This is a genomic window from Desulfosceptrum tomskiensis, assembly GCF_049818055.1.
In the GTDB taxonomy this organism is placed as follows: domain Bacteria; phylum Bacillota; class Desulfotomaculia; order Desulfotomaculales; family JASEER01; genus JBFLVT01.
The window spans coordinates 136174-157220 of sequence record NZ_CP187479.1; the positions used below are offsets into that span (position 1 = coordinate 136174).

Here is a 21047-nt window from a genome sequence, read left to right on the forward strand (position 1 = left end):
CCGGTGCTGATGCAGGACGCTCCGCTTCGAGAGGCCGGGTCCCCGGCTCTTGTGGTCGTCCTTGCGCCCGCCGGCCAGGGCCTAGGCGTAGTAGTTCCGCAGGTGGAAGGGCTGCATCTTCTGCAGGAGCAGCGCCCCGAAGGCGGGCTTTAAGTGTAGCTCGATGATCCGGGCGTAACCCTCGCGCGTCTTCGGAGCCAGGTTCACGTTGACGTAGTCCTTCAGCCAGAGGTCCGCGAAGTCGGCGAAGGTCATCCGCTCCGGGCTGATGGTGAACCCCTTCTTGTACTGGGTGATTAGCTCGGCAAGCCGGGTCTCGGCGTCATCCTTCTTGCCCCGGAACGTCTCCCGGTAGCGTTCATATTCCTTGGTGGCGGGGTTAAAACCCAGCCGGATGGTTAGGCGAAAGCTATTCGGCCCCCGCTGCTCAATGTACCCGCGCATCCCCGTTCCTCCTTTATCTACCCGAATTCCTTTCAGGCCTATAAGTGAGCAACTCCCCAGGCGTACAATCCAAAGCCCTGCAAAGTGCATCCAGGGTTTCGAGGCCCACCTGTTTTGCTTCGCCTTTGTAAATCTTCGAGACAGTCTCCCAGCCCAGGCCGGATGCCCTGGCTACGTCGGCAATCTTCAGCCGGCGTTCCCCCATCAGTAGATGGAGTGTCCACGTTACCATGTTCTACCCCCTCGGCTGTTCTTTCTCTAAAAATATCATATCCCCCTGTGAAAATCAATGCAACGCAAATTATTTTCACCGCTCCCCTTGACAGTATCTGTTGCCCCAAATAAAATATAGGCAGGAGCCGATATTTACCCATACGCAACGGTAGAAAGGAGGTGTCAAAAGTGATTATCGGGATAGTTGGAGAGGACGCCTTTGAGGGCGTGGTTCAGGTGACGTTTGACGCCGCAAACCCCGACACCAAGACGACCCTGGTCTTGATGAAGCGGCCTCGTGACCTCGAGGAGTATTGTGCGGCGACTAATCAGGCCTTTATGATCGAGCTGGACGAGTTCAAGCTTTTAGGAGCGGAAGACAAGTCCGCAACCAAGATGCTCATCAGGCATCCCGAGGACGAAGTACTGGAGGATTATGACCCCGCCAAACACAGCGGCATAGCCTGGGAATTGCCCCGCACGGTGACCACTAAAAAACGGGCGCGTTTTGTCTCTCTCTGTGACCGATTTCAAAAGGCAATAGCCCCCACCGATGGCACCGGTGAGGGCCGGAGGGCCTAAGCGGGCACACATGGAACCGCCCAGGCAAATCCATTATAGCCCGGGCGCGGAAAACAGGGAAGGAGCAGAAAGGAGCATCCGCTATGGGGATCAGCTTCACCATGATGGAAGAGTATACCCTGGAATCTTGTATGGCCGAGCTGGTTTGGAATCGCGTGTCTGCCGCCGAGTGTCAACTGAACAACGATGGGTTTTACCAGGAGGCGTTTGACAAGGGGGAGGAGCTTTACAAGCAGTTGGAGGCTGTCGTCGGCCCGGAAAACATCCGCCTCTTGAACGAGTATAGCGACAACTGGAACACGCAAGCAACCGCCAGGGCAAAGAGCGCCTACCTGACCGGCCTGGCTGACGGGTTTGCCATTACTCAACGCCTCTTATGTCGCGCGGGATACTGAAGGACAGCCGCCTCGAACGTGTAACGTCGCGAAACGAGGAAACGGTCGGGGACCCGCTCCCTGGCCGTTTCCCTTCTACCTGAACGGCCCTGAGCGGCCGCGTTCGCGGGTGTAATCCCCTGACGCGGCCAGCATCGGCGCCGGCTTGCCGAGGACGCCCCGTGCTTGACCCTCGTTGTCTGGGTTACCACGTAGTGGTACGATGTAGAAAAACCTGGGGAGGATGGGTATGATGCGGAAGGTAACTATGTTCGTTGTCCTGTTATTTCTCTTTTCAACCGCGCCGGCGTTCGCCTCGCTTCAAGCCACTTACCACGGGTATCCTACCGTCAAGGTCGCCGTGAACGGGCAGGATGTACAGGGCGAAGTACCGGCAATGGTAGTCGAGGGGCGCACCTTGGTACCCTTACGGCTGATATCTGAGAGCCTCGGCTGCGCCGTGGGTTTTGATCCTGGTTCCGGGACGGTGACTGTTTCAAACCCAAGGGTGGTCTCTAAAGAGGATGGCCAGAAACTAAAAGAGCGATGGTCGAAGCAATTGGCTGATTTCCAAACGGAAGAGCTGCAGATCGGGCTGGACGCGACGCAAGGCAAGATAAGCCACGAGGACGCCGCAAACAAGCTCTGGCATCTTGCCTGGAAGTACAAGCAACTCCTTAAGGAAATGGAGTCGGTAACAGATGGGGATCACTATTTCAACTATCCTACAGTGGCAGCGTGGTCTGTGGGTTACGCAAGGGCCGTCACTCTTGCGTTCTTCGAGTATTCCCAAACACAAGAGGATACGTTACGGAATAAGGAAACAACCCTTGCTCTTGGCAGGGCCTACCACGCCCTGACCCAGTACCATGATATCCTGGGATCTACTCCTAGATAGAAGGGATTAATGCCCGAGGGTGAGGAACCCCTATACGCACTTTACGCAGAATACGCAGAATTAGCCGTAATGGACGCATGGGAACACAAGAGGGGGCGCCGCCTTACGCGCCCCCTCCCCCATCACTGATACCCCAACCGCTTTCGCCGCCTCTTAAGGCGCTCCGAAACGTACCCGCTCTTCTCGATCTCCCGGACGGTCGGCACCTCTATACCTTGTTCTTCTGCCTGCCTTCTAACGGCCTGCAACAGATCGTAGTAATTACGTTCCCGGCCCTCTGCCACTTTCTCAGTGTCAAGCCACAAAGGCTTCAACCCGAGCGGCGACAGTATGCGGCTACTCACCGGTGTCTCAGGGTTCAACGGCGCCACAGCATCGGCTATACCCTTGAAGGTAGGTACCTGTTCCAGCAAGTACCGCCCGGGCGACTTGCCGACGTCTCCCGGCTTCTCAGCAAACGCCTGTTGCGGGTAGCTGAAGAAGCTACGGTTGGCCGCGATCTCGAACGGGGCTTTTATGCCGGGGCTCATAGCACTAATGATGTTGCGGGCCGTCTCCTGGATGTTCCGGAACGGGCTTCCTTCGTGCGTGGCCAGCATACCAATATCGGCGATCGGAAAGGCTGGGTTCCAATATGTCTGCTGCGTCCCTTCCTGCCCAACGCGCAGCGGAATTAAGCCCTGCATCCAGGAGGGTTGCTCTTCGAGGCTTGGAGCCTGGTCACCAGTCAGGTTGTAGGACAGTGCTTGGATATCCTGGACCTTCGCTGCCTTCCCCGGCTGTCTCCAAAGCATTTCAATCTGTAGCGGAGTGTTTCGGGAAAGCCAGATGTAAAACGGGAATATCCGCTTCATTACGTTGCGCTCAAACGGTGTCACGTCGTAGTAGTCGAACAGGAACCGCTTGACGCTGAGCGCAGCCGCATCCGGATCTCTCCACTCCCACAGTTTGGCCAGGAAGTGCGCAATCTTGGCATTGTCCTCGATCGTGGTACCTACGTTGCGGCCCAACCTAATACCAATGAACTGGCTGCTTAGCGGGTTCAAGCTACCGCGCCCACGGCCTACGGCTGCTTCTATGGCGTGGTACCCCTGACGCCCCAGCTCCGCGCCGGCAAACGTGGTGCCGATGACGCCCTTCTCAGTCATTATCTGCCACAGTTGTTCTCTGGTAAGACGCCCGATCGGCGTCTCGATGACCATTTCCGGGTTACGTTGGAGTTGCGCGGCAAGAGCGTAAAAGCCCATCTGCCGCGCGCCGATCCCGGCCACCCAGTTATTCCAGAAGTTACCCGTGGCGTTCCTCAGATGGTAGCCGGGCCGTAAAACCGTGGCCTGTGCGCGCCACCAGCCGAGGAACCGGTCATACCACCCGAGCGCAGCCTTAAAGTCCTCGTCACCGTAGAAAGCGTTGTGCATCCGGTTGAGGACCCGGGCAAACTCGTCCGGAACAATCGCCATAAACGGTACGTCGAAAGCTGGCAGCGGCTCCATCGCTGTCGCCGTTTTCATAGCCTTCCTGGTCAGTTCGGCGTTGCGTAAGGCCTCGACCTCGGGCAACGTCAGCCTGACCAGCTTCACATAGCTATTGGGCGCTACCGAAATCCGATAGGCGCTGAACCCCTGCGGGATCTTCTTCCCCTGGTTAATCAGGGTTTCAGGGGTGACAGTAATGCCCCATTTGCTAAGTGCCGCAACGGTAAACTGGTAAGCGTGTTCCGCCTGGATGGACCGCGCCCCGCGAACAGCCAGGGCCACAGCCGCGTCCTCGGTGAAGAACTCTTTGCCCACCAGCTCGTTTATCTCCTTGACCGTTGCCCGGATATGGCGCTGGAGTGCATGCGGGTTAAACATCCGGGCCACCTGCGCGCCCTGGTTTACCGGGATGTTCGGCGTTACCATCTGTTGCTGCCCAGGAGTGGACGGGCCGTAAGCAAGACGCCTGGCCTCAAAGACCGTCGCAATGCCCTTCATCTGCTCATGGGGATCATCGGACGCCAGGTTCTCCGCCGTCTCAGGGCCAAAGCTCTCCGCGAGTTTCTTCTTGTCCTCTGCCGTCAGCCTGATCTTCGGGTTACGGATATGCGGCACATAGTTGTCGATCATATGCGGCAGAAGCCCACTGTCCACCTCACGACGAGCAATCTTCCGCAGCATCTCCCTTGCCTGATTGATAACCGGAATAAGGTGCTCGTCTGTGCCTTTCGCTACGTTCTCCAGGGCCTCGGTTTCGAGATCCCAAAGTTCATCAAGTGCCTGCTTGTACTCAGGATCGTACTTTTCCAGGTAGCGCCGCGCATCCGGACGGTACCGCTCCACATCGGTGAAATCGGCCGCCCGGGCTCTCTTCGTTAGCCTGCCGGTAGACAGGGCCTCCAGCAACTCCCTGGCCGTGAGGCCTAGCTCATCGGCCATCTCGTCCAAGGGAATACCGTCAGCCCTGCTCAGTTGCTGCCTTATGCTCCTCGGAACGCTCTGCACCCACTCGGTATAAAAAGCTGCCTGGGGATGGATGGCAATGCCGCCGCGCTTCCTAATCTCGTCGTAAATGTTGTCTATTCCCTCTACAGCTTCCCGGTGGCCACCGCTGAGATAAGCTACCGCTTCATCCTCGCGCTCGGTAAGGAACCTGCGCAATTCCTCCATTCGTGCACTGGCCGGGACCAAGTCCAGCGGGTGCCCTTCCAGGTAGTGCAGAACCTTTTTTGCGTCAGCAGGAGGCACATTGCCGAAGACCTGCTGTACACCCTTAATGAAGTCGTCAACTTCGGCCCGGGCAAGGTTACGGTGCTTACCATACTCGTCGATGATCCACTGAGCCATGCGGAGCGGGTTCGCAACGTCTACCTGTTTGCCCTTAAGGATCTCCAGCTTGCCGGCGTGCTTGCCAAGAGCTTGTGCATACCGTTCCGTAGCGGCACGCATAGCGGCTGTAGTCGAAAACAGCCTCTTGACCGCCTGCCCCAGATTAGTCAAGTCTTGATAGGTGCCCGTGCTGGCAATGGCTTGGCCAGCTTTCTTTATCGCCGGGACTTTGGCAACAACGATAAACGGGGCTTTAAGAGTGGAACCAGGGATAATGGTCTGGCCAGCAAACTTAAGGCCGCCCTTATCCTTAGCTGCTTCAGCCACCAGTTTACGCTTGCCCAGTGTAACCCGCGCCTTCGTAACATCTTCCGGCCTGGCCTTGGGCATTATCGGTTTAAGTGTTTCGGGTAACCGCTGCCTCAACAGCCGCCCGTCCTCGTCCTTAACTGGAAACCCTTGAAGGGAAAGCCTTTTGTAGTCGTCGGAGTGAACAGCCTCCCATTTCCCTGCGCCTGCTTTGCGCTCGGCTATGCGGGCTATGGTGCCCGGGACCGGCTTTAGCTTACCCCCCGCCATACCGATTTTAGGCGCAGCCTTAAGGCCGAGTTTGCCGACAGTCCGAGCAACTGCGCCGGCGCCGCCGGTAACAAGGTTCAGTGGGTCAAGAAGAACATCGCCGACAAATCCCAGTGCAGCTCCCGTTTTACCCTTCACGCCATGTTCGGCCAGAACGTCCTTAAAGCCGTAGTTGAAGTTCTGGCTCCGGGCTTTCTCCCGTAAGCGCGACAGGTTTATACCAGGGCTTTTGTCGGTTGCTTCACTGACCAGGGCCGCAGTATACCGCCCAGGCGCAGACAGGGCCCTCAAAATACGGGTGCCGGTGCCGGGAGCCTGTTTGGGCTGCTCCGGCACCTTTACCCCCACATAAGAAAGCCGCTCTTGCAGGTTCGCTATGGACTTCTGCCGACGCTCGCGGTAGTCTATGGGTTGTTCACGGCCCAGCCGCTGACGCCTCTTTTTGAGGCGTTCGGACTCATACATTCATCCAGCCCCCTTTAACGACGGGTGGCAAGCCACCCTTGGCCCATCCACTCATCCGGAAGTTGCTTTGCTTCGTCCATAATCGCCTGGAAGCCATCAATTCCGTATTGAGAGACAATGTTGGGGTAGTTGCGGTACAGTTGGGCAACCAGGTCCACCTTCGTCCTGAACTTCGGGAAGTTGGTGGCAACGTAGTTGTCAATGGCGCGGTTCCAGGCTTCGTCCGCGGCATCTTTGGCCATCTTGTACTGCGTGGCCAGGCTCCCGCCGCCACTCGGCTTGTTCAGATTTGCGAGATCCATCCGCGCCTGCCACGTCTGCTGTCCGGCTCCAGGGAAGCCCTGCGGGATCGTCCCCATCCAGTCGGCGATCTGCTTCGCCCGGTTGAACTGCTGCTCGTACTGCCACCGGGCCTGCTCCTGCGCCTGCTGGCGGCGCTGCTCCTGGATGCCCTGCCACCAGCGGTTCCATTCGTCCTGGCGGCTCTGCAGTGTCTGCATAGCGTTCAACTGCGCCTGGCTCGCCCACTGGCCGATAGACATCTGGTTCTGCGCCGCCTGGCCCATCAGGTTCATCCGCTGGCTGGCGAACTGCATCAAGGCGTCGGTCATGCGGTTCTGCACGTCGGCCAGCCTGCTGGCGATAAGCTGCTCCTCCTGCGTCATCTGGCCCTTCAGGATGCGGTTCTCCATCTCCAGCCACACGCCGGACTGCAGGAGCCCGCGCCGGTTCATCTCTTCCATCAGGTTCTGCCGGCGCTGGTTGATCTCCTCGCGCAGGTTCTGCAGAGCGGCCTGCGTGGCCGGGTCGATGCCCTGGCCCATCTGCTGGTACTGAGCCATAATCTGCGCCTGGAGTTGGTCAAGCTGCTGCAGAGCATTGTTCAGGGAACTCGCCACGAGCGCCATATTCGACTTCATCGCGTCCTCGATAGCACTCGTCCACTGCTTCTGAATCGCATTCCAGTCCGGCATCTCCGGCATAGGCGGCTGCTCAGGCTGCGGCAGCTGTCCCTGTTCCCCCGGAAGCGGCGGTAAAGTAGAGGTGTCTAATCCCTGGCCTTGGGTTCCCGCAGGGGTGCCGCCCATCGTGTTCTGTCCAGGGATTCCAGCGTAGCCGCCCGTAGTCATCTGTTGTCTGCCGGGCTGCGGGATAAAGGCTCGATCGTTGGACGGCGAAACAATTGCCGCCGGTTCGTTAGGCCTCTGGTTGTATACTCCCGAGCTCCCCACCATCACGCTCGGGCTCTCGTAGTAGTCAACGCCGGCAGGCAGCACTTTCGCGCCTCCCGGTTGCAGCGGAGCATTGACCGCCGCTTTGAACCTACTGAAAAGGCTCGGGCCTTCTCTCGGGGCAAGGCCTTCCGAATACGTGTCAATGAGGCTCGGAAGCTTACTCGCCCCCCCGGACTGTAGCGGCTGGTTTATCGCAGCCTTGAACCGGCCAAGCAAACTCGAACCCCCGCCACGGTAAGGCGTGATTTGCGGAATACTCGGGCGGTCTACCTGTCGCAGGGTGCCAAAGCTAGGAGTGACGGGCTTGCTTGCGCCTACGTCACTGTACCCGGCCTGTGCAACTTTAATCGTAGGGACAAAGGTTTTTGTTACAACTAGGGGCACACTAGCCCCCACGTCACGGGAACCGCTGCGAGTGCCGGTGCTGCCCCGGTAACTCGTGCCTTGGTTCGCGCCGGCGTTAGCGGCAGAAACGGTAGGCTTGGTCGGCAGTGTAGCCTTCGGCCTACCGCCCGGAGTAAAGATAACCCTAGGCGTCGAGGTCGTTGGCGTTGTCGGCTTATTCTTATACGGGTCTTTTGCTTTCAGATCACCCATTCCCGTGGGCTTCTTCTGCTTGTTGTAACGATCGTAGGCTCTCAGATCACCCATTCCCGCCATGACTCATTTCTCCTTTACTGAAAAGTTTTTGTTTAAAAAGTGCGTGTGCTCGGTACGGTCGGCAGTATCGGGCACCCCGTCCTAGGAGGGAGAGATATTCGCCAGTTGCTTAGGCTGGCGAACTCTTAAACACTGGCCAATGGTCGTAAACCAATAAGGGACGGTTTTTTTCCTTGCTCTAAGGGTGTTCTGCAATGCAGGCAGCGGTCTAGCCTGCCAAATACCCAACCACTAAGACCACCACAATTAGGGCACACTAGGCCGCGCGCTTCGCTCTCGGCCATAATGTTCTCTAAACTCTCTTGAACCTTACAACCAGCAAACTCCAGCAACACCCTTTCATTCTCGTCCAACGGAGGTATTTCAAGGATATCCCCGTTTAGGCCGGCTTCGATCGTTTCAAGAATTGCCGCACATTTACTGTAGAGTTCTACCAACATCCAATCTGGAAACTTCACAATCTCGTCCGGATCCAGCGGTGTGCTATCAAACTCGCCTTCTATCAGGGCCTCAATTTCTTTTGCTGCCCGATAAGCCGCCACTAATTCCTGTTCTCCTGTAACTGTCGCCATTTGCATCCTCCTTCTCAACCTTTTTAGGGACTCGCAAAACTCGGGCTCACTCTGCTTCTTCTGCATCCATATAGCCTGGCAGATCCACTCTGGCATCTCCAGTTCCCCCGCTACCAGGTCCACCGTTTGCCCCTGTACTCCCGATGACGCCACGCTGACAGCACCACCTTCCTTTCCCAAGTCTCGCGCATCTCCAAGAAGTCCTTGACGACCTGCAGCTCCCGCTTGATCCCCGTCAACCAGATACGCTTGAGGGCCGCGCTGGCCGTCGGGTCCCCATGCCACCCTTGGCTGCGTCTCCCCCCGACATCGGAGAGGTCCTTGCGGTAGCCGTCGGTGTCTTCGAGTCATCCTCAACCTGCTCCATCAGGACCGGGAATCCGTCCAGGAGATACGCTGCACGATTCGTGGTCGCCGTTCACCTTCTCTGGTCGAATGATGTGCAAGGCCAGGTCGAGGCTGCGGAAGGTCACCTGCCCTGTTGCCGCGAAGACTGCCGCCACGGCGTGCCAGACTTCATCCAGCCCGTGGGTCTTGACTAGGTGTCGCAGGTAGTGGGTTTCTAAGGCCGTCAAGGGATGGTCCATCAGCCGGGCAAGGGCCTCTTCCAGGGCGGCAGGATTAGAAGGGTTACAGCGTAAAAGGAAACGCTTTTGTGCCTTGGCAGCTTCCTGGCGGGCCGCCTCCCGTTCCGCCTTGCGCCGTTGATACCAGCGCCGGGAATACTCGCGATGGTACGCCTTGTGCCGCTCCGGGTCCTTGAAGGGCATCAGACTCGCCTCCTTATGTAAGGATTCCATCACTTTCAATGACGGAAAATGCGGGGCCGTTCGGGGTCCGTATAAGGCATCAGGCAGGGACAGGGGCGGGAAGCAGCGCTCCCGCACCCCCCCTGCCGAAATTTGCGGCTGTTCACGCGAAGCCGGGCCGCCGGTCCCGGCCTTCGGGCTCCTGAAGATTCGCCCGCCCCCTGGCCTTCCTTGTGCGCCGCAGCGCCTTACCTCGCTGTAGGGCCGCCTGCCAAAGGTCCGGGTCCTTCGCCAGCAGGGCCAGCAGTTCCTGCTCGCCCAGGACAAGCAGGCAGCGCCGCTGTTGCACCACCACGAGGGGGCCGTCAGGGAAGGGGGCATGCCTCATTGCGCCGCTCCCTCCTCTATGCAGAATCCGCAGAATACGCAGAATTGGTGCCGTGCCCTCTATTCTGCGTAATGTGCGTATTGTGCGTATTTGGGTTCACTTCAAAGACCGGGCTAGGCCGCCGCCCAGGACCAGACCGCTCGACGAGTTGTTCCCGGATGAATCCCCGCTCCGTCAGGACCGCAAGCGGAGCGTCCAGTTCGGTAGCCCGTTTGAAGCGGCCTCGCAGTCCGTTGAAAACGTCCCGCTTCGTGAACATTTCCAGGCCCTTGTGCTCGATCCAATCTAGGATACACCGGGCCGCGTCCAAGGCCGGATCGGCGCCCATCTCGCCAAACGCGGCCTTGGCGTGGGCCGTCAGGTAGTCTGCCAGTAACGTGGCCCCGGTCATCGTTTCGTCGCTGATCTCTACCGCCCAGGGGTCCGGCCGGTCCACGTTGTCCGCCAAGTGCAACACTCCGGCGATCCGGGCCACCGCACCGGCTAGCTTTGAGCCCCAGTCGGCGATGATTCCCAGGTCGCCTAGAGGGTCAAGTTTTGGCTCCAGTGCCCGTTCGAAGATGCCGAAGACCTCCGCCGCTCCAGGCGACAGTCGCAGAATGTGCGGCGTCGGGTTGCCGTCTTCATCGGTTCCCCAGGGCAGCGCCAGCAGAGCCAGGACGGCGTGTTCGTAGGTCGTTCGAATAGATGCAGGTACCGGCGGGGCATCTATCCTGCGCCGCCCCACGTTACTCGCTGGCAGGCTATAAAGGAACCGTGCCAGTAGACCGCGGCCCTTGAACCCGGGCTTATCCAGTAGACCGCGCAGGACATCAGGCTGCACCGCCAGGCCGAGGGTCAGGGCCGGTTTCGCGACGTACTCCGGGGGCCGCCCAACACGATCCACCCGCAGGTCATCGCCGGCATGCGCCCGGAGATACACCCCGAAATTCGGGCCGTTGCCGTACCGCCCGGCCATCAGATCAAACACGTCACCCTCCGGGGCCATAACGGCCATTCTACCGCTTTGCTCAGCCAGCAACCCGGCCAACCGCTCAGGGGAACAATCGTCAGCCACTAGGCGGGGCCTGGCGGGGACCCGCAGGCGTTCCAGTTCGACAGCCACTTCAGCCGCTTCGCGCCCAAGGGCTGCAGCGTCTCCGTCTTTAGTCCGTGCCGCTTCGGCTTGCAAGCGCGCAAGGCGGGCCTCGAGGATCTTCCGCTCGCTCGTCGCCCGGGCGATCTCCGGGGCCAGGGCCTGGGTCTGCTCCCGCTCGAAGGCCAGGAGAGGGGTAATCATATCCCGGAAGACGGCCGACTTCCTATTCCCTGGCGGGAGGGCGACAACAACGAACAGGTTAAGCGGTTCACGCCAGCCCGGACGAACCAGGACCTCAACCTTCTTAGCACCCGCCGCCGTGCATACGGCCAGGGCCAGCATGCCAGCCAGGTCGACCGGGGTCTGTGTCGCCTCGGCCTCCGCCTGGACGAACCGGCGTAACCAGCCAGGTAAGACCTCCACGGGGAAGGCGGGCAGATCGTAGTCTCCGAAGGGAACCGGGGGCTCCCAGGGGTCGGTCGGGGGCCCCGGGGCCATCGCCGCCGCCACGGCGTCCACCAGGCCCGGGGGTATCACCGACAGGTCACTTTGTGAAAAGTTCACACCCCAAGCACCTCCCGAATTGCCGCCAGGCGGATGGCCGGGTCGGGGGACTCCAACGTCCGCAGTAGCATATCGGCCTCCAGTTCGGCGCCCATCAGAACCGGATCTTCGTAGTTCGTCGCCTCGTTCGCCTTGGCCGCTGCCCTGTAGTAGGCCGAGGCTGCCGCCCAGGCCAGCCTCCAGCCCGCGTTTAGGGTCTCTAGCCGCCGCTGGCGGGCCTCCACCTCCCGGCGCAAGCGGGCGGCGGTCACCGGGTCCGGATCGTCCACCGGCAAGTCGAAGTACCGGGCGATCATCCGGGCCGCTTCCACGGGCCGCACGCCGCGAAGCTTCGCGATAAACGATATCGCGTCGCCGCCTTCGCCGCAGGCAAAACAGAACCATAAATTCCCATCGGGGCTGACGCTTAACGAGGGGGTTCGCTCATTCCCGCCGGCGTGAAACGGACACCGGACGAACCATTGCCGCCCGCGCCGGACCGGGGACAGGCCGGCCATCTCCTGGGCGATCCGTAGGATGGGAACCGACTTGGCTCGTTCGAACGAGGATTGACGGAAAGCATCAGAGTATGCTAATATGGTTATAGCCCATCACCCTTTCTTCGCCCCGCCGCCGCGGGGCCTTGCTTTTACTGCCCGCGCAGCCACGATTCCAGCGAATCCTTTAAAATCAACCACCGCCGCGCGCCGACCTTGCGGCCTCGTATCTCCCCGGCTTGCAAGAGTCGCAATAGCGTCGACCGTCCAAGCCCGCTATAAACCATGGCCTCTGGCAGCGTGAATGTCACTCTCTCGACGCGGTTCCGAATGCTCGCCGGTATGCCAGACCCCGCAGTTCGCATATAGAAACCCTCCTTCTGCCCAAAAGGGCCACCTTTCATCAGTACACCCACCTGCCGCTTTCGTGTCGTCTCCCAGCCCGCTAGCCGCCTGGTTCGGTTCCTCACTAAGGCTTCCACTCGGGCTTGCGCCCGGCCCATTTCACTGGTTCAGCGCCCCTGTTCCCGCAAGCGGGTGTTACTGGCGCCGTCCCCGACCTCGTGCGGGTCGTCGCGGGTGTGTCCTGCTACTCGCGGCCTCCGTATGCGGTTGTCAAGGATCGTGACTTTTGTCTGTGTGGATGATATACTACTGGGTAACAGACGGGTAACACCACCCCTCAGGCCTTACGCCACAAGGTTTTACAGGGTTGGTTGGGCCGCGTTGCGAGATTTTGCGAGTCAAGCCGGATTATGGTGTCTCTAAGCCGATCTGAGGTGAAGAAATCCCAGTTATGCCGTCAGACTACTGTTTTTAAAGTGTAGGGGGGGTTATATTGAATCTTCACACCGTCCGGGCGCAGGCCGTGTCGGGGATGTTCGGCGTTGAAGCGAAGGTGGTAACGCTTAAGCCCGACGATTATCGGTATGACATTGCCAGAGCCTGGGGAGATGATCGGTGGGTCGAGGTGGGGGAGCCTACGGGGGAAGGGCTTATAACTCGGCCTGGATATGGTTTCTGGAGGGAGCTACGCAGGCTGCGCTACTTCTTAGAGGGAGGAAACACGGCGGCCGTAGAGGCTTTCTACCACCGCTACGGCGTCTTCCGGCCGGAGATGATCAGCAGCCCCCCCGGCATCTTCGGCCCGCCTCAGGGCGGGGACGGGAGATGGCCCGGCGGGGAGCCGCTGGGCTACGTCAGGGCGGCGCTCTCCTGGTTCACCGAGTTGGTGGCGATCTTCGAGAACGCCCGGGCCGGGCATACGGGCCACCTACGGGGCCGCCTGGCGGCCGGGGGGTATGCGGGGCGAACGGACAAGGAGCCCTTCTCGATCATCCTTGGTGTGCCGGGGTTCTACTTCGATGTTCCCACGTACCGGCGGCAGGATGGGCTCTGGGCCGCGCCGCAGACCGACGAGGAAATAACGATGGCCTCCTTCACCATCATCTTTAGCGTCCTTCAGGAACGGCTTGGGGGGCTCAAATTGGCCGGGGTGGAGTTTACTTCCGGGAAGCGGAGGTTTGAACACGCCTTCGCCTTTCAGGCCGACAACCCGCTGGACTTCGCGATCCTGCAATGGTACCTGGAGGAATTGACGGAGCTAAACCTGCGCTTTTGCCGCGGGTGCGGCCGGGTGATCCCCGAGGATCGTGCCAGGAGAAATGCCGTCTGGTGCTCGACGCGGTGCGAAGAGAAACACAAGCGCCGGATACAACGGGAAAAGAAGCGTGCCGGGTCTGCTACGACTACCAAGAAGGATTAGCCCTAGCTTATGCACTCTTGCGCCGGATAGCTCGAAACTGACTTGGGGCCAATTGGGGACAAAATGGGGCCAACAGTCACGGATTCTGATAAACTGGTGTAAACTACCAGGGCCGCAAACCCGCGCCGTTACTGGGGTTATGGGAGGACGGTAAACCCTGATAAACCATAGGCGCATAACTGCAAAACCGTTATTGCCCGGTTCGATTCCGGGTGCCGCCTCCAGGAATATCAAGCCCTCCCGGACTTTACGGGAGGGCTTTCAATGTTTTGTCTACAAGCTTATCTGGACCTGGAAACCTTAAGCAGCCTCTTGCGCCAGGGCGGTTTCTTTTTTGTTTCTCCACAAGGACTCAAGGGTTTTCGGAACGATTTTCTTCCAGGGGAAGGGAAAAGAGGAAGCCCGGTTTTAGAGGAGTTCGGCGGCCAGCCGCGCCAGCGGTGACACTCGCTCTTGATCAGGGTCACGTGTCCGGCCAGTTGCTGCCCGCGGAAACGCTCGATCACAGAGGATCATTCGTGGCGTTCTTCCCGTTGGACGGTTTCGGAGAGCCAGTGCTCCGCGAGTTTGTTCAGCAATACCTCGCCGGTGGTGATGGAGACGTGCACGAGGGGTACGAAGATGTGGGGCCGGCCGTCTTTTTCGCGGTGCCGGTGGTTGGCGGGCGCGTTCGAGAATGCGGATGCTGCTTGCTTGTACATCTTTTTCACCGTCCTTTCGGTCAGGAATCTTATTTGTTCCCATTCTAGCTGTCTTATGTTACGAATGTTACGAATCGAGCCGCGAACCGTTAAGCCAGGGTAAAAGTTTGGTTAAAAAGGACGCAAAAAAAGAGGCTCAGCTGTAGCCTCTCTCTTCTTGATGGTTTTTCTCGCTTTGCCTGAAGATGTGGTCGAGGTAGGCCCGCGGCCCGCGGTTTTCTTCAGCCTCGATCTGCTGCTCAATCTGGCGCAGACGGCTTAAGACTTCGTCACGGCTGTAACGGCCGGAATACAGTTGTTCGAGCAGTCTGTTCCGCTCCCTGAGCATATCCGCGATTACGCTTCTGTAAGGTTGCATGGTAAAACCACCTCCGCAGCAACGATAACACCATTCCTATGCCGTATTGTTGCCAAATATGACTGCCAAGCTTAAGTCTTAAAACGGTATCCGAAGCCGCGAACGGTTTCAATGTACCTGGGTTTGGCCGGATCGGGTTCTACTTTGCGCCGCAGGTAGCGGATATGGACGTCAACCGTGCGGCTTCTATGGGGGCCTTTAGAACCCCAAACGCGTTCAAACAGCTGTTCGCGCGTAAACACGCGCCCGGGGTGGGAAGCCATCAGGAACAGGATGTTGAATTCCTTGCTCGACAGGCGTACCCGCTGGCCGCCGACCCAAACGGCAAAGCGGGAAGGGCCGATGACCAGGTCTCCGGCATGAATCTCATATTGGTCTTTTTGCTGTTTGGCGATCGGTTCTGCTGCCATGGGTCTTGTCCGTCCTTTTTGCGGGTTTTTCCCCGTTTGGTTTGATCCCTTTGTCTTCCATTGTAGCCTTGTACTGTTAAGAAACCGGCCTGCGCAGGTTAAGGCGCTGTTAAGAGTGTGTTAAATAATTATAAAACTCCCCGGGTTGGTTCTGTTATGATGTCTGTAATTGACGGCTTCTCGGCGAATCTTCGTCCCGTTGCCCGAGGTATCCGCGCGCCGCGAAAGGGAGGTCCGGTTGGCATGGCTGTAAGCGTAAAGGTCGTCGGCGATATTCTCCCCAACAAGTTCAGCCGTCCCGGCTGACCTCCCGAAGGCTGTACTTCCGTGCGGAGCAGGATCAGCCACGATTTCAAAGTTCTCGAAGGTTTGTTGAACTGGTATTTCGGTCCTCAGGTACGGTTTACATACCAGTACCGGCCGGACACCCCCGGCCTGGTAACGCCGAGCGTTTTCATCGATGGCCGGCTGGTCTTCCGCGGGGCTCTCGAAGCCGACGATCTCGTGAAGCATCTTGAGGGCCTGGGCCTCAAAAGGCTGGACCTGAAAGACCCCGGATAAGGGAGGGCAGAGGTGCCCCAAGTACTGTTTGTAGAAATCAAAACCACCCCCGGCACGACCGAAGGTGGTTTTTTAAATCCAGGAATTCGCGCAGCAAATTCCTGCGAGTCTAACGACCGCTGCCTGACGACAGACGACCGAATTATGCCGCCTTCTTGACCTGGCCCGCGAAGAGATCGACGGCCTGCTGCGGAACGTAGGCGCGCTCGTGGGTGATTTCTCCGGCCTTGTTCTTAACGGTGATCAAAAGCGACGGGCCGTTCAGGATGTACGTCTTGCCGTTAAAAACCGCGATGTCGGTGCTCGTCTTGAGCGTCATGGTAGTGTGTCCTTTTTGCACCTTGATCACGGGGTTTTCCGGGTCGCTTTTGTCGACGGTAACCTCGGCGCTCAGGGTCTTGAAGGCCTCTGCCGGGGTGAAGAGGGTCTTGCTGGTTTTGGCCAGGTCAAGGCCCATTGCCGCGGCGATGTGCTTGGCGATCTGGGTGTTGTCCAGGAGCCCGGCCGGTTTCTGCGGGCCGTAGGCGTAGAGGAAGAGGTCCTCGCCGCAGTGTCCGTTGGTTGTCCAGCCGATCATCGAGCGCTTGCTAATCATCGGGCCGACGGCGTAGTTCAGGCTGCCCGGTTTGGCCTCCTTGATGGCTTGAATCTCCTGTTCGGTCAGGTCGGTGATGCCGTAATAGGCGGCCATGACTTCGGCGATGTTGCTGCGGTCGGCATTCAGCTTGGCCTCGAGCCCCTCGCCGGTCAGCTTGGCCTTTTTCAGCGGGTCGACCACCTGGCTGGGCTTCAAAGTGTCGTAGTTCTTATTGCTTTCCATACTGCCGATGCTCATCCCGCCGTTGCCATGGTCGGAAAAGGCGATAACCAGGGTGTGGCCGTCTTTCTTGGCGAAGTCCACGGCGGTTTTGACGGCGCGGTCGAAGGCGAGGACGTCGCTGATCACGCCGATGGGGTCGTTGGCGTGGGAGGCCCAGTCCACCTTGCTCCCCTCGATGAAGAGGAAGAACCCTTTTTTATTCTTGCTCAGTATCTCGATGGCTTTCTGGGTCATCTCGGCCAGGCTCGGCTCCTTGGCCGGGTCGCGGTCCATGTCGTAGGCCAGGGCGTCGTCGGCGAAGAGACCCCAAACCTTTGTACCGTCAAACTTCTTTATATCCGCCGTGTTATCCACGATTTTGTAACCGCGGTACTTGAGCTCGTTGATCAGGTCGGCGCCGTCGGTGCGCTTCCCGCCTTTGTGGACGGGCAGGAGATACTGCCTGCCCCCGCCGAAAACGACATCGATGTCTTCGTAGACCTGCTGCTCGGCGATCTCGTTGTAGTCGTTGCGGTTGGGCCAGTGGGCGGAGTAGCAGGCCGGGGTGGCATGCTGGATGTTGGAGGTGGCGACGAGGCCGGTGGACTTGCCGGCGAGCTTGGCGGCTTCAAGCACGCTGGCCACCGGGCGGTACTTGTCGTTATCGGAGACGCTTTGCACGTGCGGAACGTCGATGACGGCCGGCAGGACGGAGATGAACTTGGTGTCCGACTTGTAGCCGGTGGCGAAGGCGGTAGCGGCGGGGGCCGAGTCGGTGATCATAGAGTCGGCCGAGTGGGTGATGACACCGCCGGTCACCATGCCGTCCAGGGTCAGCGGCTGCCCCTGGTACCAGCGGGCGAGGGTGGTATGGGTGCTTCCGCAGCCGTCGGCCACAAGAACGATCACGTTTCGGACATCAGGGCCTGCGGCGAACGACGTGCCGCCGGCGGCAAAGACGCCCAGCAGTAGGCTCAGGACCAGGAACAAGCTTAAAACCTTGCGAGCGTTGCGCATTTAAAGAACCTCCTTGAATTTAGAATGAAATCAGAAATCGATTTATCGGCAAAAGACTACAGTGCAGCGGGCTGTTTCCGCACCCCCTTTCTCACCTAAGGGTCTTCCGCAGGCATGATAACAGACGTACCTTAAGCGCAGGTTAAGCGCGGGTTAAGGTATTCTTGCCTTCAGGTTAAGCCCTAAAGAATGGAAGAGAGAAAAACATTGTTTGAATTCCCCGACAAATTCTGCTTCAGAAATGGCAGGACCGAACCGAAGTATTTAATAGGGGTAAGCGGGCTAAGGGGGTCGAGTATCCTGTCTCTGCGATCCAAATTGGCTGCAAGCTTCATGTTGGCATCCGCCGGGCTGGCCTTGGCCGTCACCGGGGTTTACGTGCCGGGGCTGGGACTCCCGTGGACTCAGGCGGGGGTGTGTTTAGTTTTTGCAGGGGCGCTGTTCTTGTTCTCCATGAGTTGGCGGCAGGCGGGGAGGCTATCCCGGCTGGCCGAAGAAGCCAGGATGGCCGAGGCCGGCGAGAGCCGGTCCCTGCAGATCGAGCCCGGGGCGGGGGAACTCGGCGACATTGAAAGGGTGTTCGCGGAGACGCTCCGGAAGTACCACAGGATCGCCGAGATGCTCGAAAACAAGGCGGAAGCCATCGCCGCGGCCGCCGACGAGTTTTCGGCCGGAACCGAGGAAGTGGCGGCGGGGGCCAACGAGACTTCGGCGACGATGAACGAGGTCGCCACTACGGTCGAACGAGTGGCTTTCAGCACCCGGAGGATCACCGACGCGGCGAAAGAGGCCGCGACTTTGGCGGAGCGGGGACACGAAGGGATGAAAACGGTGGCGACCCAGATGGGCTCGATCAACCGCTCCTCGGCCGCCGCCGCGAAGGTCATCAAGGATCTGGACACCGCGGCGCAGCAGATCACCCAGATCGTCGACGTCATAACCCACATCGCCGACCAGACCAACCTCCTGGCGCTGAACGCCGCCATTGAAGCGGCCCGCGCCGGGGAGCACGGGCGCGGTTTCGCCGTCGTCGCCGAGGAGGTCAGGAAGCTGGCCGAGCAGTCGGCACAATCTGCGAAGGAGATCTATGCCCTGGTGCAGGAAATCCAAGCCGAGTCCCAGCGGGCTGTAGCCACGATGACCGAGGGTATGGGAGAGGTGCGGACGGGCGTTAAGGTCGTCCGCGAGGTTGACGCCACCTTCGAGCAGATAGAGACGTCCATTAAGGAACTGGCCAAGCGCTCCGAGGAGGTGGCGGCGGCCGCCGAAAAGACGGTGGAGCTTGTCGAGGGTGTGGCCAACCAGTCGGGGGAACAGGCCAGGGCGATCGAGATGCTGGCCGGGAACACCGCCAGGCTGAGCGCGCTGGCGGCGGAACTCAAGGGATAGACGTTATATCGCGCTTCTTAACGTGTTTTTTACCCGCCGGTCCGAGGCGGTTTTTTCATGCCTTCCCGCGGCGGCGCAAGCGCTGCCCGGTACTGTTTGACCGCTTGGCCGGCGCGTGTTACAATGCCACCAGGATTTGGACGGTGAAATTCGTGGCTGTTAAGATTCTTGTCACTCGTATCGACGAGAGCGGCACGCGCGAGTATGAGGACGAGGTTGCCGAAGAGTTTCCCCTGCAGGTCGTTCTTAACGGGCAGCCGCTGGTGACGATGATGTGCTCGCCCGGCAACGTGGACTGGCTGGCCGTGGGGTTTTTGGCCTCGGAGGGGCTGATCGGCGGCCGGGAAGACATCCGCGAGGTGGTGTTCGACAGGGAGGGCGGGGCCGTTGAGGTCGTGACCCGCCATCCTGCGGCCATGCCCGCCGAAAGGCTGGCCCGTCCCTACCTGACTTCGGGCTGCGGCAAGGGTACCACTTTCGGCTGCGCGACGGAGCATGCCGTCGCCGGCTCCAGCCTCACCGTGTCTGCAGAAACGGTGTACGCCCTGGTCCGGGAGTTCCAGCGGCGGTCCGAGCTCTACAGGGCCACAGGGGGCGTGCACAGTGCGGCCTTTTGCCGGGACGGGACGATCAGCGTGTTTGCCGAGGACATCGGGCGCCACAACGCCCTGGACAAGGTCTTCGGCTTCTGTCTCCTCCACGGCGTCCCGGCCGAGGCCGGACTCGTCGTGACCAGTGGGAGGATCTCCTCGGAGGTGGTTCACAAGGTGGCCCGCCGGGGGACGCCGATCGTGATCTCCAAGTCGGCCCCGACCTCGCTCGCCGTGAGACTGGCGGAAGAGCTGAACATAACCCTGGTCGGTTTCGCCCGCGGACGGCGCATGAACGTCTATACGGCGGACTGGCGCATCGTCGCCTCCTAGAAATGTGTCCCAGGCGTATACCGAAAAAAGGATAGGAACCGTAGTAAAAGATAGGCGTCGATAATGTTAAAATTCGGCTAGAGGAAAGCCGGCGGGGCACGGCGAACTAGAAATCGTGTTGTTGCAAAAGAGGTGAATGCCGTGCATGTGCCCGTACCCGAGATTTCCTTTGCATGGACGGACATCGTGCGCTGGGCGATTGACGCCCTGCTGGTAGGGTTTATCGCTTACAAGGTGATTTCGTTCTTGCGGGGCACCCGGGCCGTGCAACTGCTTAAAGGCGTTCTGGTTTTGGGCTTTCTCTACCTGGTCGCTTCGCTCTTGAAACTCCACATGATGACCTTTCTCCTGGGCAAGCTCGGCCTGATGGCCGTGATCGCCGTCCCGGTTATTTTCGCCCCCGAACTGAGAAGCATGCTTGAGCGCCTAGGCCGGGAACAGCCGTTCCGGCGCCTCGTGCACGGACACGGCCACATGCGTATCGTCATTAGCGAAATCGTAGCGGCCGCCGGCAACCTTTCCGAAAGGAAAGTCGGGGCACTGATCGTCATCGAGCGCCAGACGGGCCTCAAGGAGTATATCGAGACGGGAGTAAGGCTGGACAGCATCGTTTCGCGTTTCCTCCTGATCCAGACGTTTGAGCCCAACACCCCGCTGCACGACGGCGCCGTCATCATCCGCGGCGACCGGGTCGCCGCCGCCTGCTGTTATCTCCCCCTGAGCAGCAACAAGCACCTTTCCAAGGAGCTGGGTACGCGCCACCGGGCTGCTGTCGGCATTACCGAGGTGTCGGACGCCCTGGCCGTGGTTATTTCCGAGGAGACCGGCACTATCTCGGTCGCCGAGGACGGGAAGATCGTCAGGTACCTGAACGCCAAGGGGCTGGAGGAGTTCCTGGAGACGAGACTGGCCCAGGACAGCGGTTTCCTATGGCTTAAGGAACGGGAAACGGCCCGGCAGAATGCCCGGCAGGACAGGGAAGTGGCCGGATAAAAAACGTAAACAAACGGAAAAAAGCAGGGGAGCGGTTGGTCGCTCCCCTG

The 21047-nt window shown here is 59.5% G+C and carries 23 protein-coding genes; 9 read left to right on the plus strand and 14 right to left on the minus strand.

The window, feature by feature from the left end; all coding sequences use genetic code 11:
- Nucleotides 1-81 precede the first annotated feature (81 nt).
- Together ACPV0M_RS00715 and ACPV0M_RS00720 are read right to left on the minus strand one after the other, a co-directional pair.
- Nucleotides 82-444: an N-terminal phage integrase SAM-like domain-containing protein gene (locus ACPV0M_RS00715; protein WP_425621090.1), complete on the minus strand. Its 363-nt coding sequence runs from the start codon at nucleotides 442-444 to the stop codon at nucleotides 82-84.
- 13 nt (nucleotides 445-457) lie between these two features.
- The gene (locus tag ACPV0M_RS00720; RefSeq protein WP_425621091.1) at nucleotides 458-676 is read right to left on the minus strand and encodes a helix-turn-helix domain-containing protein; all 219 of its coding nucleotides are present in this window, start codon (nucleotides 674-676) and stop codon (nucleotides 458-460) included.
- 170 nt (nucleotides 677-846) lie between these two features.
- Here ACPV0M_RS00720 and ACPV0M_RS00725 point away from each other — a divergent pair, with 170 nt between their 5' ends.
- From ACPV0M_RS00725 to ACPV0M_RS00735, 3 genes are all read left to right on the plus strand, one after another.
- Complete coding sequence (locus tag ACPV0M_RS00725; RefSeq protein ID WP_425621092.1) at nucleotides 847-1239, plus strand: hypothetical protein; 393 nt, start codon at nucleotides 847-849, stop codon at nucleotides 1237-1239.
- Nucleotides 1240-1322: 83 nt separating this feature from the next.
- Nucleotides 1323-1634 carry a hypothetical protein gene (locus ACPV0M_RS00730; protein WP_425621093.1) on the plus strand — a complete coding sequence of 104 codons (312 nt, stop codon included), beginning with the start codon at nucleotides 1323-1325 and terminating at the stop codon, nucleotides 1632-1634.
- A 229-nt stretch (nucleotides 1635-1863) separates the two neighbouring features.
- Nucleotides 1864-2511 (plus strand): stalk domain-containing protein, encoded by a 648-nt coding sequence (locus ACPV0M_RS00735; protein WP_425621094.1) that lies wholly within the window; start codon nucleotides 1864-1866, stop codon nucleotides 2509-2511.
- A 122-nt stretch (nucleotides 2512-2633) separates the two neighbouring features.
- Here ACPV0M_RS00735 and ACPV0M_RS00740 read toward each other — a convergent pair whose 3' ends face one another.
- The 8 genes from ACPV0M_RS00740 to ACPV0M_RS00775 form a co-directional block, all read right to left on the minus strand.
- Entirely contained in the window at nucleotides 2634-6359 is a 3726-nt protein-coding gene (locus ACPV0M_RS00740; RefSeq protein WP_425621095.1) for a hypothetical protein, read from the minus strand.
- A gap of 14 nt (nucleotides 6360-6373) precedes the next feature.
- A complete protein-coding gene (locus ACPV0M_RS00745; RefSeq protein ID WP_425621096.1) occupies nucleotides 6374-7636 on the minus strand; it encodes a hypothetical protein in 1263 nt (420 codons plus the stop codon).
- A 743-nt stretch (nucleotides 7637-8379) separates the two neighbouring features.
- Complete coding sequence (locus ACPV0M_RS00750; protein ID WP_425621097.1) at nucleotides 8380-8826, minus strand: hypothetical protein; 447 nt, start codon at nucleotides 8824-8826, stop codon at nucleotides 8380-8382.
- Between the two features lie 353 nt (nucleotides 8827-9179).
- Nucleotides 9180-9596, minus strand: coding sequence for a hypothetical protein (locus ACPV0M_RS00755; RefSeq protein ID WP_425621098.1), 417 nt, complete (start codon nucleotides 9594-9596; stop codon nucleotides 9180-9182).
- Nucleotides 9597-9738: 142 nt separating this feature from the next.
- Entirely contained in the window at nucleotides 9739-9963 is a 225-nt protein-coding gene (locus tag ACPV0M_RS00760; RefSeq protein ID WP_425621099.1) for a hypothetical protein, read from the minus strand.
- 16 nt (nucleotides 9964-9979) lie between these two features.
- The gene (locus ACPV0M_RS00765) at nucleotides 9980-11605 is read right to left on the minus strand and encodes a YfjI family protein (protein ID WP_425621100.1); all 1626 of its coding nucleotides are present in this window, start codon (nucleotides 11603-11605) and stop codon (nucleotides 9980-9982) included.
- A complete protein-coding gene (locus ACPV0M_RS00770) occupies nucleotides 11602-12102 on the minus strand; it encodes a CHC2 zinc finger domain-containing protein (protein ID WP_425621101.1) in 501 nt (166 codons plus the stop codon). Before ACPV0M_RS00770 ends, ACPV0M_RS00765 begins: the two co-directional genes overlap by 4 nt.
- A gap of 131 nt (nucleotides 12103-12233) precedes the next feature.
- The gene (locus ACPV0M_RS00775) at nucleotides 12234-12584 is read right to left on the minus strand and encodes a helix-turn-helix domain-containing protein (RefSeq protein ID WP_425621102.1); all 351 of its coding nucleotides are present in this window, start codon (nucleotides 12582-12584) and stop codon (nucleotides 12234-12236) included.
- 335 nt (nucleotides 12585-12919) lie between these two features.
- On the opposite strand from ACPV0M_RS00775, the gene ACPV0M_RS00780 reads away from it, so the two are divergent.
- Both ACPV0M_RS00780 and ACPV0M_RS00785 read left to right on the plus strand, forming a co-directional pair.
- The gene (locus ACPV0M_RS00780; protein ID WP_425621103.1) at nucleotides 12920-13846 is read left to right on the plus strand and encodes a hypothetical protein; all 927 of its coding nucleotides are present in this window, start codon (nucleotides 12920-12922) and stop codon (nucleotides 13844-13846) included.
- Nucleotides 13847-14110: 264 nt separating this feature from the next.
- On the plus strand, nucleotides 14111-14290 hold the full coding sequence (locus tag ACPV0M_RS00785; protein ID WP_425621104.1) for a hypothetical protein: 180 nt from the start codon (nucleotides 14111-14113) through the stop codon (nucleotides 14288-14290).
- Between the two features lie 68 nt (nucleotides 14291-14358).
- On the opposite strand, the gene ACPV0M_RS00790 is transcribed toward ACPV0M_RS00785, so the two are convergent.
- From ACPV0M_RS00790 to ACPV0M_RS00800, 3 genes are all read right to left on the minus strand, one after another.
- Nucleotides 14359-14547, minus strand: coding sequence for a hypothetical protein (locus ACPV0M_RS00790; protein ID WP_425621105.1), 189 nt, complete (start codon nucleotides 14545-14547; stop codon nucleotides 14359-14361).
- Between the two features lie 136 nt (nucleotides 14548-14683).
- Nucleotides 14684-14905, minus strand: coding sequence for a hypothetical protein (locus ACPV0M_RS00795; RefSeq protein ID WP_425621106.1), 222 nt, complete (start codon nucleotides 14903-14905; stop codon nucleotides 14684-14686).
- A gap of 71 nt (nucleotides 14906-14976) precedes the next feature.
- Nucleotides 14977-15315, minus strand: coding sequence for a winged helix-turn-helix domain-containing protein (locus tag ACPV0M_RS00800; protein ID WP_425621107.1), 339 nt, complete (start codon nucleotides 15313-15315; stop codon nucleotides 14977-14979).
- A gap of 327 nt (nucleotides 15316-15642) precedes the next feature.
- On the opposite strand from ACPV0M_RS00800, the gene ACPV0M_RS00805 reads away from it, so the two are divergent.
- On the plus strand, nucleotides 15643-15876 hold the full coding sequence (locus ACPV0M_RS00805) for a hypothetical protein (RefSeq protein WP_425621108.1): 234 nt from the start codon (nucleotides 15643-15645) through the stop codon (nucleotides 15874-15876).
- 142 nt (nucleotides 15877-16018) lie between these two features.
- On the opposite strand, the gene ACPV0M_RS00810 is transcribed toward ACPV0M_RS00805, so the two are convergent.
- Entirely contained in the window at nucleotides 16019-17692 is a 1674-nt protein-coding gene (locus ACPV0M_RS00810) for an alkaline phosphatase (RefSeq protein ID WP_425621109.1), read from the minus strand.
- Nucleotides 17693-18025: 333 nt separating this feature from the next.
- Between ACPV0M_RS00810 and ACPV0M_RS00815 the strand changes: the two genes are divergently transcribed.
- The 3 genes from ACPV0M_RS00815 to cdaA all read left to right on the plus strand — a co-directional run bounded on the left by ACPV0M_RS00815 (nucleotide 18026) and on the right by cdaA (nucleotide 20997).
- Nucleotides 18026-19081, plus strand: a complete 1056-nt coding sequence (locus ACPV0M_RS00815; RefSeq protein WP_425621110.1) for a methyl-accepting chemotaxis protein — start codon at nucleotides 18026-18028, stop codon at nucleotides 19079-19081.
- 143 nt (nucleotides 19082-19224) lie between these two features.
- A complete protein-coding gene (gene fdhD / locus ACPV0M_RS00820; protein WP_425621111.1) occupies nucleotides 19225-20004 on the plus strand; it encodes a formate dehydrogenase accessory sulfurtransferase FdhD in 780 nt (259 codons plus the stop codon).
- Nucleotides 20005-20145: 141 nt separating this feature from the next.
- Nucleotides 20146-20997, plus strand: coding sequence for a diadenylate cyclase CdaA (gene cdaA, locus ACPV0M_RS00825; protein WP_425621112.1), 852 nt, complete (start codon nucleotides 20146-20148; stop codon nucleotides 20995-20997).
- Nucleotides 20998-21047 lie beyond the last annotated feature (50 nt).